Here is a 15,480-nt window from a genome sequence, read left to right as displayed (position 1 = left end):
GTGCGGCTCGCAAACGAAGAGCCGAAATCGCCATGGAGCATCTGGGCGACCCAAACGAAGTAGCGCTCGACAGGCGGGCGATCGATGCCGATTTCCCGCTGGAACGCGGCGACCGTTTCGGGCGTCGCCGATTGCCCGAGCGTGGCCTTGGCGAAGTCGCCTGGAAGCATCGCGATCGCAGAGAAGATAATGATGGACACGATGAACAAAGTGACCAGGCCGAGGCCAAGGCGCTGCAGGACCGTTTTTGCGACGGGGTTCATGTGCGTGGCGTTTCCCTTTGGGCGGCAGCCCTGCACTCGGAGCCAGCTGACCGGAGCCTCAAAACCATCGCGGCTCCGGCCCGCCATCTCATGCCGTGGCGATCCACCAGCGTTCGGCCATTTTCAGTCCATCGTTCTCCCAGTTGGGCGCCACATCACCGTGTGCGAGCTTTTTGGATTGGGCGCTGACGAAATTGTTGAAGACCAGCACGATGCTGCCGCCGTCATCGTGGGTTAACTGCTGCATCTCGGCATACATCGCCGCTCGCTTGGCCTCGTCCGTCTCGGCGCGCGCCTGGACAAGCAGTTCGTTGAAAGGGGGATTTTTCCAGAAGGATTCATTCCAACTGGAGTCGGCGGCGAAGGCTTGCGTGAACATCCAGTCGGCCGTCGCCCGACCGCTCCAATAGGAAGCGCACCAGGGTTTCTTCAGCCAGACATTGTCCCAATAAGCGTCCTCGGCCTCACGCACGACATTGACGTCGATGCCGCATTGGGCTGCCGTTTCGCGAATGAGCGAAGCCGCGTCCACGGCGCCGGCAAAAGCGGCATCGGCGACCGAGAGATCCACCTTCAGGTTCTCCATTCCGGCCTTTTTCAGGTAATGCTTGGCTTTTTCCGGATCGAAGCTGTGTTGCGGTTGCGGATCCTTGGCGAATTTGATGGCCGGCGCGATCGGGTTGTCGTTGGCCACAGTGGCGTGGCCAAGAAAGATCTTGTCGACGATTTCTTGGCGATTGATCGCCCATTTCAATGCCATTCGCACGTCTGGATTATCAAATGGCGCCATCGTGACATTCATCGGCAAGGTATAGTGCCCATAACCAGTGACTTCGACGATCTCCACCTTGGGATTGCGTTTCAACATGCCGAGGGTCTTCAGGTCGGCGCGGCCGATATAGTCCACCTCCCCCGTGGACAGCGCCGCCATGCGAGCGGCAAGATCCGTGATGGCGATGAACTCCACCTCATCGAGATAGGGCTTGCCGTTCTTGAAGTAGTTTGGATTGCGCTTGAGCTTGGCCGAAACGCCGGGCTGGAAATTCTCGACGACGAAAGCACCGGTGCGAACGCCTGAAGCCCAATCCGCCTTGCCATCCTTGGCCGGCATGATGACCAGATGGTAGTCACTCATAATGTAAGGGAAATCGGCGTTGCCGCTCTTGAGCGTGAAAACCACCGTTTCCGGGCCATCCGCCTTGATGTCGGCGACGGAGTCCAACAGCGATTTCGCCGCCGATTTGGTGTCCTTGCCCATGTGATATTGCAAGGAGGTCACGACGTCATCCGCCGTCACGGTCTTGCCGTTGTGAAAGGTTGCGCCTTTGCGCAGCTTGAAGGCCCAGGTTTTGGCTCCATCCGAAGTTTCAAAGCTCTCGGCGAGGTCCGGTTGGACATTGCCTTTGGCGTCGACCTCAGTGAGGCTGTTGGACAGCGAGCCCGAAAATGCGGTTTGTGTGAACGTGTCGGGGTAGCCGGCCGGATCGATCGAATCCGTCGTCGCGCCATGAGCCATGCCGAGCTTGGCGAAGCCGCCCTGCATTGGTTCGGCCCGCGCCGTGCTCACGAACAGCCGGTCGGCGGCGGCAACCGTCAGGCCCGCGGCCAGCCCAAGATGAATGAAGTCGCGGCGGGAAACCTTGCCGCCTCCGATCAGGCTTTGCGCGATACCAAGCTTGTATTCAGATTCTGACATTTGACTCTCCCATTGCGGAATTCCCCGCGTTATTTCTCGTCAAGCACCGGCGAACAAATCTGCTTATCGGCTCCCGCCACCTTTCTTCGAATTTTTCCAATCCCAATCGGCTTGCGCCAATCAGGCCGTCACGTAGATGCCGCCGGCTTCGACGGTGACTGGAAATGTGCGCGCGCGAACGGACGGATCGACCAAGGCCGCGCCTGACTTGATGTCGAACTCCCAGCCGTGCCAGGCGCATCGAACGATCTCGTTTTCGCGATGATAGATGAATTGCGCCTGTTCAACGGGCGCGGTTGTGCCGCATTGCGGCCCCTCGCAAAGCGGAGCGCCACGGTGCGGACAGACATTCAGCAGCGCGTGGAATGAATCTCCGATGCGGAAAATCCCGACCGAAAGGCTGCGTATCTTGGCGATGAACGGAGACCCTGTTTCGATCTCGTCGACGCGGCAGATATATGTCTTCTCGGGCATCGTATGCTTCCTCAGGCGGCATTCGCGGCTTGCGCGCGGGGGATGCGTTTGTAGACTTCCAGCGCGTTCAGTCCCATGATCTTGCTCTTCCAGGCAGGAGGGATTTGCAGCGTGTTGGCATCGTCGTAATCCCAGTGCGGATAGTCCGATGCAAACATCAGCGTGTTTTCTCCGTCCATCGCTTCGAGCGTGGACCAGAGATGTTGGATGTTTGCAGGCTGCTCCAGCGGCTGCGTGGAAAAGCGGATGTTGCGCCGGCAATATTCAGACGGCAGCATCTTCAGCCATGGCGTCTCCTTGCGCAGCGCTTTGTAATCAGCGTCCAGGCGCCAAAGGACCGACGGAACCCAGGCGACGCCGCATTCGATGATCACGAAGTAGAGGTCCGGCCATTTCTCGAAGACGCCATGGGCGATCATGCTTGCCACGTGCGACATCGCCGACATGTGCAGAATGGCATGCGTTTCCCAGAAGAATGTCGTCGGGGCGGGAGCAATGGCAGTTGAATTCACGCCGCCATGCCCGCCCAGATGAATGGCGAATGGCAACCCCACTTCCGCGCAGGCTTCGTAGATCGGGTGGTAAAACGGGTCGCCATACGGCTTGACGGACCCCTGGGAGGCGAGAACCTGGACCATCCGCGGATGACTGCCAAGACGGCGAATCTCGGCGGCAGCGAGCTTCGGATCCTGTGGCGCGATGATGATCGAGCCCATGAAACGATCGTCTTTCGGCAACCACTGATCGATCTGATAATCGTTGTACGCGCTGACCAGAGCGCTGGCATAGTAAGGGTTAGCCAGGGTCGACGCCTCGATAGGCTCATCGCCGGTCAGGATCGCCACGTCGACTTTGTATTTGTCGAGGTGCTTCTCTTTCATGATGAGATAGTTGTCGGCTTCCGTTTTCGGACGGATGTCCTTGCGGGAGAAGTCCTGCGGGTGGAACCAGGGCCGATGGCCATGCGGAAAGGCGCCAACGGGACCTGTTTTCTCGCCCTCGATGAACATGTCTTTCCACAAGCCGGAGAGATAGGGCTCCAACACGGTGGCGCTTGACCAGTAATTATGACAGTCGCAGTCGACTATGAACACTTCTTCCGCTCCGTATCCGTATCTCGTCCCGGCGGCGCTGCCGGCCGTTGATCTGCTGCAGCTTCCGCCTTGAGTATTGTTTGATCAAGCTTATGATACGTGGAATATGATCGAGTTTTTCGATTGGAGATTTCATGCAACTTGATCACATCGAGACCTTTCTCGACATCATCGAATCGAGAAACTTCAATCGCACCGCGGATCGGCTAGGATTGACCCAGTCGACGATCAGCACCCGCGTTAAGAACCTCGAGAGCGCAATCGGGTCCGAACTGTTTCAGCGCGGACGCGCCGGGGCGGAGCCGACCGCCGCAGGGCGCCGGTTCGAAGCTTATGCAAGATCCTTGCTGTCCACATGGTCGCAGGCTCGCCACGATGTCCGGGCGTTCAATCGTTTCGAAGGAACCCTGCGCGTCGCCGCGCAGGTCGGGATGACCCGCTCGGTTTTGCCGGGTTGGGTGGAGACGCTGTGTCAGGCTCTTCCCAAATCGTCGATCCATGTCGAGTCGGATTATTCAAACCAGATGGTCAGCGACCTGAGCATGGGAAATCTCGATATCGCAGTGCTTTACGCCCCGCGATACCTACCCGAAATCTCCTATGAGCATTTGATGGTTGAGGAATATGTGATGGTTTCCACGGTGGCCAGAACCCTCTCCGAGGTCGACCCCGAAACCTACATTCGTCCGGGCTATACGGTCCTGCTGGAGAAGGCCCATGCCGAATTGCTCGGCGAGTTGGCGATCTGTCGCCTTTCCATGGGATCGGAAACCTTGGCGGAGATGATGCTACGGCGCACGGGCGGCACCTGCTATATGAGAAGTGACGATGCGCGCAGGTTCGCCCTCGAACGCCCATCGTTCATCGTCGAAGGCGCTCCGACGCTGCATCAGCCGGTCCACACGGCCATCCTGGCGCGCCGCAAACACGAACCGATCATCCGCAAGGGAATCCGCGCCCTTCACGTTGCCGTGATGTCACTGGATATGTAATCGAAATAATCGATCATAACTCGGGAGGGATGCTTCTGTTGCGGGGGGCCTGGAACTGGCATCTTGGGTTCGACTTCGAACCGAGATGAATGATGAACGCACACGTTTCCTTGGGGGCCCCCGACCTCCTGCCGATGAGGCATCATCGGCAATGGGCACAAACCACATCGCAGCTTGTACTCTGCCGTCGTGTAATCGAGGAAACGCCCGATGTGAAAACTTTCGTTTTCACATCCCCGACGGATCGGATGTTCTGCTTCAGCGCGGGCCAGTATGTACTCGTGCACCTCAAGATCGAGGGTGCCGCGGTGACGCGCTCCTACTCTGTTTCGTCACCACCGACGCGACCGCTCGACCTGCAGATCACGGTGAAGCGAACACCGGGCGGCCTGGTTTCGAATTGGCTCCACGACAATTTGGGGGCGGGCGACGAGATCGAGATCGAAGGGCCGCTCGGCTCATTCAATCTCGATGACCTACCCTATGAAAAGCCGCTCTTCCTTTCGGGCGGCAGCGGGATAACGCCGGTGATGTCCATGCTGCGTGCGCTTACCGACCGCGCGGCCGACCAGGATATCTCATTCGTTCATAGTGCCAGAACGCCTGGTGATATAGTCTTTCGACGGGAATTGGACGCACTTGCCTCTCGCTTTCCCAACGTAAAAGTAACGTGCGTTTGTAGCCAGGAAGATCCCACCTGGAGGGGGCCGACTGGCAGAATAGACAGTCAGATGCTGCTGACCCTCGTTCCCGATCTCCACAACCGCACTATCTTTGCCTGTGGCCCTGAAGCGTACATGAAAGCCGCACGTGCCTGCCTGGATGCGATTGGCGTGGCTCCGTCACGGTACCACCAGGAGAGCTTCGGCGGCGGCAGCAGCCCCCAGTTGGAACCGGCCCCGACAATACCATCTTCGGTCCGTTTCGTCCGCTCCGGGATCGTGCATAACTGCTTGCCCGGAGAGACGCTGCTGGAGGCGGCGCGCCAATGTGGCGTCTACGTCCCAACCGCCTGCCAGCAGGGAGTTTGCGGCACATGCCGCATCGCCAAGCTGTCCGGCGAAGTCGCCATGGAGGATCTCGGCGGGCTGGCCCCTGAAGAGAAGTCGGCCGGCTATGTCCTGGCATGCTGCAGCCACCCTCAGGGCGCGGTTTCGCTCGATCTTTAACCCCGGGTGCTTGGTTCAGCATTGAAGCCGGCGCAGTAAGTGTTGAACTGCCGGTGAAGGCGTTGCGGGCGTAGCGGACTGATGCGCATCGACCTCAGCCGATATTGCTCAGAAGTCGAGAGCAACCATCATGCCACGGACTTCGGCCATTTCCAGCAGCAGGTCCTGCAGTCTGTCGTCCAGCGCGGCACCGGTCAGCGCCAGAAGCTCGGTAATGCTCTCTCTCATCGATATGACGGCCGCGCCTGTCTTCTCGGCGAGCAGCCGTCCGATGGCAGCCCGGATCAGCTCGTCCTGATCAGACATGCTTCACCTCCCGACGCACTGCAACCTCCCCTTGCTTTCCATGCCTCACCACCGCTTTCGACAACAGGGCGTGATTTCCTATACGGTATGTTTTTTGATGCGATCCCGGGCGGCTTTGCTCACGCCAGCAGATCGTCTTTATCGACCTGCCAGTCGTTCAAAGCCGCCAATGAAGGCAGCGGCGAAAAATCGCCGGGTTGGACCGTTTCAACCGCTGCAAGCAGCTCCTGCGGCACTTCGTGCCGATAAAGCCCGGTGCATGCGCCCTCTTCGACCATTGCCGGCAACCCCGTGATCGCGTCGAAAATCGAAAATGTACCCGTTGGTTCTTCCAGGATCTCTAAACGCCTCACCCGAAACCTCCCTCTTGCGCAAAAGTAGCGACTAACGCCGCTATCCCCAAGTGGTTCCCCAGGCCGGCACATTTTTTCGCGCGTTGGTTGTAGCGCATGCCGGCAGGGCAGTCATGCCCCCAGGGTGCATAGCCAAAATCGCTACGCACCACTTTTAAATCTTGACGCGTGTCAATTTTTTATAAAACATGCGCAAATGCCGGATTGGCATCGGCCGGCGCTCTGGGAGGAGCAATGCCTGACATCGAAAAGTGCCCGACCTGGGCTGCAGTCCGCACATTCCAAAGCGGGCAGCAATCTGTTGGCGAACCATCGCGCCAGGCGCCGGGGTCGCTTGCGCGCCGTCTAACATTGCAGTCACCGGACAGCGACATTGATGCAGCCCATAAAAACAATCAGGAGGAGGAAAAACCATGCGTATGTTCAATTGCCTGAAGCTTGGCACGAACCTGCTTGGCGCAGGCATGCTTGCAGCCATCGTCGCAGCGCCCGCCCATGCCGAGGATACGGCGAAAGTCGCGGCCATCGTCAAAGGCCTCGACAATCCGTTCTTCCAGACCATGCAGAAGGGCATCGAGGAACAGGCCAAGGCAAACGGCGTGAATGTCAGCGTCCAGGCCGCCGCCAATATGGGTGACGCCACCGGCCAGGCCGACCGCCTGACCGCCATGGCCATGCAGGATTTCGATTGCTACCTGGTCAACCCGATCAGCGTCTCCAATCTCGTCCAGGCGCTGGTGCCGGTCGCCCAGAAGAAGAAGCCGATCGTCAACATCGACTCGACCATAGACCCGGAACAGGCCAAGGCCGCCGGCTTCGCCGTCTCGACCTATATCGGCACCGACAATGTCGCCGCCGGCGCGCTGGCCGGCGAAGAGATGCTGAAGCTGGTGCCGAAGGGCTCCAAGGTCGCGCTGGTCGCCGGCATAGTCGGCGATGTCGGCTCCAACGCCCGCATCAAGGGCTTCAAGCAGGCGGTGGAAGGTAAACTCGACATCGTGGTGATGGTCAGCGCCGACTGGGATCGCGAAAAGGCGCTGACCGCCGCCACCGATATTCTCGCTGCCCATCCGGACCTCGCCGGCTTCTTCGCCGCCAACGACATCATGGCGCTCGGCGTCGAGCGCGCCGTGCGAACCTCGGGCAAGGACGTCAAGGTGATCGGCCTCGACGGCATCGTCGACGCGCTCAAGTCGATTGCGGCAGGCGAACTCACCGCCACCGTCGCCCAATATCCCTATGTCGTCGGCGCCATGGGCCTCGAGGCCTGTGCAGTGGCGGCCAAGGGCAAGGAACTGCCGGCCAACGTGCCGGCGCCGGTGCTGTTGATCAACAAGGACAATGCCGAAGCCTCGCTGAAGAACTTCCCGCGTCCCGGCGGCGACTATCCCGATCCCTTCCGCGAGATGCTGAAGTGAGCACACCTGCAGACAACGCACCCGCCGCCCATTCGGCGGGTGCGGAGGAGAGCCGCCCCTCCCTGGCGGCTCTCCTCCTCGATCCCTCCTTCTGGGCCGACTGGGCATCCGTCGTCGGCCTGGTCGGCCTCGTCATCGTCTTCGGCATCGCCCAGCCGGTCTTTCTCAGCGTCGCCAATCTGCAGGCGCTGCTGCTGGCGGCTGCGATCCTGGTCGTGCTGTCGATCGGCCAGACCTTCGTCATCGCCACCTCGGGCATCGACCTGTCGCTAGCGGCAGCCGTCATGCTCGGCGCCATCATCCTCGGCCTCGTCAACGCCGCCGGCTACGGCATCTTTGTCGCCTGCGTGCTCGCGGTTCTCGCCACCAGCGCGGTCGGCTTCCTCAACGGGCTGATCATCACCGCAGGCAAGATCCCCGACTTCGTGGTGACGCTCGGCACGCTGTCGGGCATCACCGGCCTTGGCCTTATCCTGTCGGGCGGTGAACCGACCATGGTCGGCTCGACCTTCCTGCTCAGGCTCGCCTCGGGCTCGTTCGGACCGTTCGGTTATCCGGTCTGGGTGGCGATCGCAGCCGTCATCGTCGCCCATATCGCGCTCTACCACACGCGCTTCGGCGTGCATTTGCTGGCGACCGGCGGCCAGGCGGAAAGCGCCGGCGCGCTCGGCATCCGTACCAACCGGGTCAAGATCGCCGCCTACACGATTTCCGGTCTCTGCGCCGGCATCGCGGCCATTCTTCTGGTCGCCCGCATCGGCTCGGCCGAACCGCAGATCAACACCAGCCTGCTGCTCAATTCGGTGGCGGCGGTGGTGCTGGGCGGCGTCAGCCTGTTCGGCGGCCGCGCCAGCATTCTGGGACCGGCGATCGGCGCGCTGATGCTCACAGCACTCGTCAACGGCCTGACCTTGCTCAACGTCTCAGCCTTCTACCAACCGCTTGCCGTGGGCGCCATCGTGGTGCTGGCGGCCCTGATCATGCGATATCAGAAATGAGCGCGCTCCATCACATCCCCGCCGCTGAGGCGATCATCGCCTGCGAAGGACTGAGCAAGCATTTCGGCGGCATCCGCGCCTTCACCGACGTCGCCTTCCAGGCCCGTCGCGGCGAGGTCACCGCCGTCATCGGCGACAATGGCGCCGGCAAGTCGACGCTGATCCGCAGCCTGGTCGGCGTGCATCAGCCGGACACCGGCAATTTGTTCTTCGACGGCCGGGCGCGGCCCTTCGCCAACCCCGACGAGGCACGCAAGGCCGGCATCGAGACCGTGCACCAGAACCTGGCGCTGATCGACGAACTGACGGTCGCGCAGAACCTGTTCCTCAACCGCGAGATCGTGCGTCGCATCGGGCCGTTCGCTTTCCTCGATCGCAAGGCGATGAAGCGCGAGGCCCGTTCCATGCTGTCGCGCCTGTCGATCAACGTGCCGTCGATCAACCAGCGTGTGCGGCGCTTGTCGGGCGGCCAGCGGCAGGCGATCTCGATCTGCCGCGCTGTCGGCTCCGGCGCCAAGCTGGTGGTGATGGACGAACCGACGGCAGCACTCGGCGTGCAGGAGACCGCCAATGTCGAGGCTCTGATCCGGCGTCTGCGCGAGCAGTCGGTCTCAGTCATCCTGGTCAGCCACAATTTCGATCAGGTCCGCCGCCTGTCCGACCAGATCTGGGTGATGCGGGCGGGAAAGATGGCGGCGACCGTGCGCGCTTCCGAAACGTCCGGAAACGAGCTCGTCGCGCTGGTCACCGGCGCGGCATAGTCCTGCAGCATCAGACTTAAAATCAAAGGGAGTTCGCCTGTGGCACCAATTCGTGTCGGACTGATAGGTCTTGGAGAGGTCGCGCAGTCGATCCATCTGCCTGTGCTGGGCGATCAGCGCGACCGCTGGGTGGTCGCGGGCGTGTACGACGTGTCGCCCAGCCTGGTGTCACTCGTCACCTCCGAATTTGCGACGGCAAAGGCCTTCGACACGGCCGAGGCGCTGATTAGTTCGCCCGACATCGACGCGGTGTTCGTGCTGTCATCCGACGACACCCACAGCCGCTTCGTGCGGGCGGCGATTGCTGCCAACAAGCATATCCTGCTGGAAAAGCCCGCCTGCCTGACGGTGCGCGAAATCGACGATCTGCTGGCGCTGATGCCGGGCTACGACAAGACCCTGTTCGTCGGCTATATGCGCCGCTACGCGCCGGCCTATCTGGCGGCCAAGGACGAACTGCCGGCATACGCCGACATCACCCATGTCCGAATCTTCGACCTGATCTCGGAAGGCCGGCACTTTCTCAAGAAGAGCCAGAACGTCCTCTATCCCAACGACATAGACCCTACCCTGCTGGCGCGTGGCGCAAGCGAACGCGACGCGCTGATCCGCGAGGTGGTCGGCGCCGACGCGCCGACCGATCTGGTGCGCGCCTATCGCGGCCTGACGGCGCTTTCCTCGCATCACATTTCGGCGATGCGCGGGCTGATCGGCGAGCCGGCGCGCGTGCTGGCCGCGCACCGCACCAATGGCGGCGCCAACACATCAGTCACCTTCGACTACGGCCATTTCGCTTGTCTCTACGACGCGGTGGTCGACGATCTCGGCCTGTTCGACGCCATGATCGAGGTGCGCTCGAACACCAGGCGTGTGCGCATTCTCTACGACACGCCCTACATCCGAAGCCTGCCGACGCGGCTGGAGGTCACCGATGCCGGCCCGCTCGGCCCGGTGACGAAAACCTTCGGGCCTCTCTACGGCGATGCTTTCTCGAATGAACTCGAGATTTTCCACCGCCACATCACCGAAGGCACAAAGCCTCTGACCGACCTCGCCGATTCACGCCGCGACCTCGCGCTGATGGCCGAGATCATCGAGCGGATGAAAGAAAGTGGCGGGCGCTGAGGCGCCGCCTGCCGCCTACTTCCCACAGTGATGGTCGTTGATCTTGTTCACCGCATTCGCGTCGGGTCCGACGCGATGATAGGAGCACGCGCCGGCGGCCGTCGTCACCAACTGCTGATCGTAGTAGCGCGGGCCGCCGAACAGGATGTCGATGAGATCGCCTTCGGCGGGAACGTAGCGTTCGGATTGGACCCGGCGGTCGTGGTGCCGGTCGCCAGCGAAAGCCGGGGCGCAAGCGCTTGAGCCCATGGCGACAGCGAGAGCTAGGATCGCAACGCATTTGGTGGTCATGCCAATACCCTCCTGGCCATTCCGGAATCACACCATACATCCAAAACCGCCAGCCGGACAAAAGTTCCGGAGAAGACCGCGATAGGCTCTTGCCGAAGCCAGCTGCCTCGCTCATCCATGGTGCGTGGAAATGTGGAACCTGTGATGACCGATGCCAGCCTTCATCTCGTCGAAGCGACGATCGACCAACTGCGCCGCGCGCTTGATGACGGCACCGTCACCAGCGTCGAACTGGTCGGGGCTTATCTCAGGCGCATCGGGCATTTCGACCGCCACGGCATCAGCCTCAACGCCGTCCCAGTGCTCAACCCTGACATGTTTAAGGAGGCGGCAGCCTCCGACCGGCGCCGAAGCAATGGCGCCGTGCTCGGACCGCTCGACGGCATCCCCTACACCGCCAAGGACAGCTACAAGGTGTCAGGCCTGACGGTGGCCGCCGGTTCGCCCGCCTTCGAGCATCTCATCGCCAATGAGGACGCCTTCACCATTGCCCGGCTGCGCGCCGGCGGCGCCGTGCTGATCGGGCTGACCAACATGCCGCCAATGGCCAATGGCGGCATGCAGCGCGGCGTCTACGGTCGCGCCGAGAGCCCCTACAATGGCGACTATCTGACCGCCGCCTTCGCGTCGGGCTCGTCCAATGGCTCCGGCACGGCGACGGCGGCCAGCTTCTGCGCCTTCGGGCTTGGCGAAGAAACCTGGTCGTCCGGCCGCGCGCCGGCCACCAACAATGCACTGGTCGCCTACACCCCGTCGCGCGGCGTCATTTCGGTGCGCGGCAACTGGCCCCTTGTGCCGACCATGGATGTCGTGGTGCCGCACGCGCGGACAATGCCCGACATGCTCGAACTGCTCGATGTGATCGTCGCCGACGATCCCGAGACGCGAGGCGATTTCTGGCGCGCGCAGCCCTGGGTCAAGCTGCCGAAAAGCTCCGACGTGCGGCCGCCCCGCTATACCGACCTCGCACTGGCGGGGTCGTTGAAAGGCAAGCGGCTCGGCGTGCCCAGAATGTATATCGGCCGCGACAGCGAGGCCGATGCGCCGATCGAAACCCGCGCCTCGGTGCTTGCCCTTTGGCAACAGGCAGCGGCCGATCTCGCGCGGCTTGGCGCCGAGGTGGTCGAGGTCGATTTTCCCGTCGTTTCCAACTATGAGCGCGACCGCCCCGGCGCGCGCACCATGGTCGAGCGCGGGCTGATGCCCCAAGAGTTCGCCGAGCGCGAACTCTGGGATCTCTGCATCTGGGGCTGGGACGACTTTTTGCGCGCCAATGCCGACCCGTCTTTGCCCGATCTCGTCTCGGTCGACGGCCCAAAGATCTTCCCGCAGCCGCCGGGCACGCTGCCCGACCGCTATGAGGGCGGCTTCGACCTGAGGGAATATGTCGAGCGGGCGCGGTCCGGCGTCACGCCCGTCACGGAAATCCCGACGATTGAAGAAGGCCTGAAGGGCCTCGAAGCGACAAGGCGGATCGATTTCGAGGACTGGCTGGACGCCCATGGCATCGACGCCGTGGTGCTGCCCGCGGCCGCCGATGTCGGACCGGCCGATGCAGACATCGACGAGGCGTCCGCCGCCCTTGCCTGGCGCAATGGCACCTGGGTCGCCAACGGCAATCTGGTCTGGCGCCATTTCGGCATCCCCACCGTCACCGTGCCGATGGGAACCATGGCCGATATCGGCATGCCGGTCGGCCTGACTTTCGCCGGCAAGGCCTATGATGATGTCAGGTTGTTGCGCATGGCCGGCGATTTCGAACAGTCGACCCGGCGCCGCACCCTGCCCCCACGCACGCCGGAACTGACTGAAGATGTATTTTCCCGCCGGCCCACGCAAACCGGTGACGGCAAGGCACCTCCGCTCGTCATCGCGCTTGCCGCCGAGACGCGCACGACGGGCGATCAGGACGAGATCACCATCACGCTCGAACTGCCGATCGACGCCGAGGCGGAAAACGCCAGTGTCAAGGTGCATGTCAACGGCGAGCCTGTCGCGATGCAGCGAAGCGGAGCGCGCTCCTGTGGACAGGCATTGGTTCCGGCCGCAGAGCACCAGCGGTTCCACAGCGTCTGGCGTGGCTCGTATGGCTCGATCGTGACGGCTATTGTGCGGCTGGAGGATGGGCGCAGCGCCGGCGCCTATCTGGTAACCGGAGGGATTGGATGAACGCCAGCCGCTAGGAAGGCAGCGAAGTCAGCCATTCTTCCCAAAATTCCTGCTGCATATGGACGAAAACCGGAACCACGTCGACGCCATCATCAAATATGTCGACCAGATCGCTCTCTTGCGGAAATCGCCCCGTCTTCACCTTGCAGGCTATCAATCCGCGACTTTTCTCCATCACGGTATTTTCCGGATAAACATTGGCGCTTGCTCCGTAACAGAAGGGTAGCAGGCCATCGACTTCGAGTGCCTGACGGATTTGGAACAGAGCCTCGAAAAAGTCTTCCTCTTCTGCCTCGATCACCTTGTCCCGATAACTGCATTTCAAATTGCAGGCAGCGCCGTTCACGTGCAGCGTGAACACAGCTTGCTCGTCGTCACCAACGGAACCTGCGCCGATCAGAAAAACAGTACGCTGATGGTCCATCTCATCCCCCTCGCCATGTGACGGGATGGTAGTACGACAACGGCCGCTTTTCCAGCATGGCAGGGATTGGGACGGCCGCACTCCCTCCCGTCGTCATCCGCTGGCCGGGCGTCCCGCCGCAAAGGCAAGGTCCCGCCGAATGGCGTCCAATTTGTCTTGCGCCAGACCGGCAAGCAGCTTTTCATCGAGGTAGCCTGCTCGGATGAGATGAGCGAAGACATAAAGGAGCTGCGAATAGCGGTAGTCGAACGTCCGATCGATATCCCGCCGCTGTTCACGCAAATAGGCTTCCAGCTCCCACATCTGGGAGGGAACCGTCACCGCACTGGCCTTGCTCTTGAATTCGGCCATCGTCTTTGCGAGGGCCGCCTCAAGAGCCTTATCGAAGGCGTGGCGGGCGAGCTTCTTTTCGGAAGCGGACCAACTGAAATCGTTCACTGGATATCTCCGTAGATGTCCTGTGAATTCCACCAGATTTTCACGAACTTCGCCTGCTGCTACCCCCGAGCCGCCCAAAGCAAACCCCGCTCCACCATCAGCGCCATTTCCGGCACCGCGAACTCATCCGCAGTGTGACCAAGGGAACTGTAGAAAACCTTCCCCGCCCCATAGCGCCGTTTCCAGACGACCGGCATGACGACGCCGCCTATCCCAGGAAAATGCGCGTCGGTGAAGGTGGTGGTCGCCAGCACTTCGTTGCTCGGGTCGACATGCATGTAATACTGCTCCGACCGGTAGGCGAAATCGCTGATGCCCGATGTGATCGGCTCGTCCGGCCTGGTGATCGCGACAGTATAGTCGATGATGTTGCCGGGATGCGCCACCCATTGGCCGCCGGTCATGAACTGATAGTCGGGCTCATTGCGGAAACTGTCGCCCATCGTGCCGTGGAAGCCGCCGAGTCCGCTCCCCCCGCGAACCGCATGCATCAGGTTCTGCAGCTCGGCCTTTTCGATCGTCGACATCGTGATGACGGGCACGATGAGATCGAAGGAAGCAAGCTCCGGATCAGCGAACATCGCCGTGCCCTCACCCAGCGTGACGTCGAAGCCGTTTCGCTCAAGCAAGGTGCGAACGACCTTCGCGCTCTGCTCCGGCGTGTGGCCCTCCCAGCCGCCCCAAGCGATCAAGGCCTTCTTTGGCATGGTGTCCCTCCCTTGGAGCACTCCGCTTCGATCTATCTGGCGTCAGCGCCAGCCCAGCGCCGGCGCGACATGGGTCAGGATCGCCTCGATGACATGCGCATTGTAGTCGACGCCGAGCTGGTTCGGAACGGTGAGCAGCAGCGTGTCGGCCTCGGCGATTGCCTCGTCCTGCGCCAATTCCTTGATCAGCACATCCGGCTCGGCCGCATAGCTGCGCCCGAAGATCGCCTTGGTGTTCTCCTCGATGAAGCCGATCTGGTCGCGGCCCTCATTGCCGCGGCCGAAATAGGCACGGTCGCGATCGTCGACCAGCGCGAAGATGCTGCGGCTGACCGAGACGCGCGGCTCGCGCTTGTGACCGGCCGCTTTCCAGGCTTCGCGGTAGATGCGGATCTGCTCGGCCTGCTGGATGTGGAACGGCTTGCCGCTCTCGTCGAATTTGAGCGTCGAGCTCTGCAGGTTCATGCCGAGCTTGGCCGCCCATTCCGACGTGGCGTTGGTGGCAGCACCCCACCAGATCCGCTCGCGTAAACCCTCCGAATGCGGCTCGAGGCGCAAGAGGCCGGGCGGATTGGGGAACATTGGACGTGGATTGGGCTGGGCGAACCCCTCGCCCCGCAGCGTCTCGAGGAAGACCTCGGCATGATGCCGCGCCATGTCGGCGTCGCTCTGGCCTTCCGGCGGCGCATAGCCGAAATGGCGCCAGCCATCGATCACCTGCTCGGGCGAGCCGCGGCTGATGCCGAGCTGCAGGCGGCCGCCGGCGATGATGTCGGCAGCACCGGCGTCCTCGGCCATGTAG

Annotated in this window: 17 protein-coding genes and 1 pseudogene; 7 read left to right on the top strand and 11 right to left on the bottom strand. The window is 61.8% G+C overall.

Annotated features, from left to right (window positions below):
* The 4 genes and pseudogenes from EN964_RS07070 to EN964_RS07055 all read right to left on the bottom strand — a co-directional run.
* Positions 1 to 350, bottom strand: a pseudogene (locus tag EN964_RS07070) (hypothetical protein); the annotation flags it as partial.
* Between the two features lies 1 nt (position 351).
* Positions 352 to 1,959, bottom strand: coding sequence for an ABC transporter substrate-binding protein (locus EN964_RS07065; protein WP_127271018.1), 1,608 nt, complete (start codon positions 1,957 to 1,959; stop codon positions 352 to 354).
* Positions 1,960 to 2,079: 120 nt separating this feature from the next.
* Complete coding sequence (locus tag EN964_RS07060; RefSeq protein ID WP_023809364.1) at positions 2,080 to 2,433, bottom strand: Rieske (2Fe-2S) protein; 354 nt, start codon at positions 2,431 to 2,433, stop codon at positions 2,080 to 2,082.
* Between the two features lie 11 nt (positions 2,434 to 2,444).
* Complete coding sequence (locus EN964_RS07055) at positions 2,445 to 3,527, bottom strand: amidohydrolase family protein (RefSeq protein ID WP_023809365.1); 1,083 nt, start codon at positions 3,525 to 3,527, stop codon at positions 2,445 to 2,447.
* Positions 3,528 to 3,661: 134 nt separating this feature from the next.
* Here EN964_RS07055 and EN964_RS07050 point away from each other — a divergent pair, with 134 nt between their 5' ends.
* Positions 3,662 to 4,519, top strand: a complete 858-nt coding sequence (locus EN964_RS07050) for a LysR family transcriptional regulator (protein WP_127270220.1) — start codon at positions 3,662 to 3,664, stop codon at positions 4,517 to 4,519.
* Positions 4,520 to 4,731: 212 nt separating this feature from the next.
* The gene (locus EN964_RS07045) at positions 4,732 to 5,688 is read left to right on the top strand and encodes a hybrid-cluster NAD(P)-dependent oxidoreductase (RefSeq protein WP_206517159.1); all 957 of its coding nucleotides are present in this window, start codon (positions 4,732 to 4,734) and stop codon (positions 5,686 to 5,688) included.
* Between the two features lie 108 nt (positions 5,689 to 5,796).
* Here EN964_RS07045 and EN964_RS07040 read toward each other — a convergent pair whose 3' ends face one another.
* Both EN964_RS07040 and EN964_RS07035 read right to left on the bottom strand, forming a co-directional pair.
* Positions 5,797 to 5,994, bottom strand: coding sequence for a hypothetical protein (locus EN964_RS07040; protein WP_127270219.1), 198 nt, complete (start codon positions 5,992 to 5,994; stop codon positions 5,797 to 5,799).
* Positions 5,995 to 6,113: 119 nt separating this feature from the next.
* The gene (locus tag EN964_RS07035; protein WP_127270217.1) at positions 6,114 to 6,347 is read right to left on the bottom strand and encodes a hypothetical protein; all 234 of its coding nucleotides are present in this window, start codon (positions 6,345 to 6,347) and stop codon (positions 6,114 to 6,116) included.
* A gap of 413 nt (positions 6,348 to 6,760) precedes the next feature.
* Here EN964_RS07035 and EN964_RS07030 point away from each other — a divergent pair, with 413 nt between their 5' ends.
* From EN964_RS07030 to EN964_RS07015, 4 genes are read left to right on the top strand one after another with little or no spacing between them, the layout of a single operon-like run.
* Positions 6,761 to 7,765 carry a substrate-binding domain-containing protein gene (locus EN964_RS07030; RefSeq protein WP_127271023.1) on the top strand — a complete coding sequence of 335 codons (1,005 nt, stop codon included), beginning with the start codon at positions 6,761 to 6,763 and terminating at the stop codon, positions 7,763 to 7,765.
* Complete coding sequence (locus EN964_RS07025) at positions 7,762 to 8,763, top strand: ABC transporter permease (RefSeq protein ID WP_127269571.1); 1,002 nt, start codon at positions 7,762 to 7,764, stop codon at positions 8,761 to 8,763. Before EN964_RS07030 ends, EN964_RS07025 begins: the two co-directional genes overlap by 4 nt.
* Complete coding sequence (locus EN964_RS07020) at positions 8,760 to 9,524, top strand: ATP-binding cassette domain-containing protein (RefSeq protein ID WP_127269572.1); 765 nt, start codon at positions 8,760 to 8,762, stop codon at positions 9,522 to 9,524. Before EN964_RS07025 ends, EN964_RS07020 begins: the two co-directional genes overlap by 4 nt.
* 39 nt (positions 9,525 to 9,563) lie before the next feature.
* Positions 9,564 to 10,649, top strand: a complete 1,086-nt coding sequence (locus tag EN964_RS07015) for a Gfo/Idh/MocA family protein (RefSeq protein WP_127269573.1) — start codon at positions 9,564 to 9,566, stop codon at positions 10,647 to 10,649.
* Between the two features lie 15 nt (positions 10,650 to 10,664).
* Here EN964_RS07015 and EN964_RS07010 read toward each other — a convergent pair whose 3' ends face one another.
* Complete coding sequence (locus tag EN964_RS07010) at positions 10,665 to 10,940, bottom strand: hypothetical protein (RefSeq protein ID WP_127269574.1); 276 nt, start codon at positions 10,938 to 10,940, stop codon at positions 10,665 to 10,667.
* Between the two features lie 144 nt (positions 10,941 to 11,084).
* Here EN964_RS07010 and EN964_RS07005 point away from each other — a divergent pair, with 144 nt between their 5' ends.
* The gene (locus tag EN964_RS07005; RefSeq protein ID WP_127271026.1) at positions 11,085 to 13,109 is read left to right on the top strand and encodes an amidase; all 2,025 of its coding nucleotides are present in this window, start codon (positions 11,085 to 11,087) and stop codon (positions 13,107 to 13,109) included.
* A gap of 10 nt (positions 13,110 to 13,119) precedes the next feature.
* Here the strand turns inward: EN964_RS07005 and EN964_RS07000 are convergent, their stop codons facing one another.
* The 4 genes from EN964_RS07000 to EN964_RS06985 all read right to left on the bottom strand — a co-directional run.
* Complete coding sequence (locus tag EN964_RS07000; protein WP_127269153.1) at positions 13,120 to 13,533, bottom strand: hypothetical protein; 414 nt, start codon at positions 13,531 to 13,533, stop codon at positions 13,120 to 13,122.
* A 93-nt stretch (positions 13,534 to 13,626) separates the two neighbouring features.
* Positions 13,627 to 13,971, bottom strand: coding sequence for a hypothetical protein (locus tag EN964_RS06995; protein ID WP_127269152.1), 345 nt, complete (start codon positions 13,969 to 13,971; stop codon positions 13,627 to 13,629).
* Between the two features lie 59 nt (positions 13,972 to 14,030).
* Positions 14,031 to 14,678 carry a ThuA domain-containing protein gene (locus EN964_RS06990; RefSeq protein ID WP_127269151.1) on the bottom strand — a complete coding sequence of 216 codons (648 nt, stop codon included), beginning with the start codon at positions 14,676 to 14,678 and terminating at the stop codon, positions 14,031 to 14,033.
* A 42-nt stretch (positions 14,679 to 14,720) separates the two neighbouring features.
* The coding region (locus EN964_RS06985; RefSeq protein WP_164775751.1) for an LLM class flavin-dependent oxidoreductase at positions 14,721 to 15,480 on the bottom strand (760 nt) is incomplete at its 5' end.

The sequence above is a fragment of the Mesorhizobium sp. M7A.F.Ca.CA.001.10.2.1 genome, assembly GCF_003998575.1.
Taxonomy (GTDB): Bacteria; Pseudomonadota; Alphaproteobacteria; order Rhizobiales; family Rhizobiaceae; genus Mesorhizobium.
The sequence above is the reverse complement of the archived record's forward strand: the minus strand, read 5'-3'. Positions and strand labels throughout refer to the sequence as shown.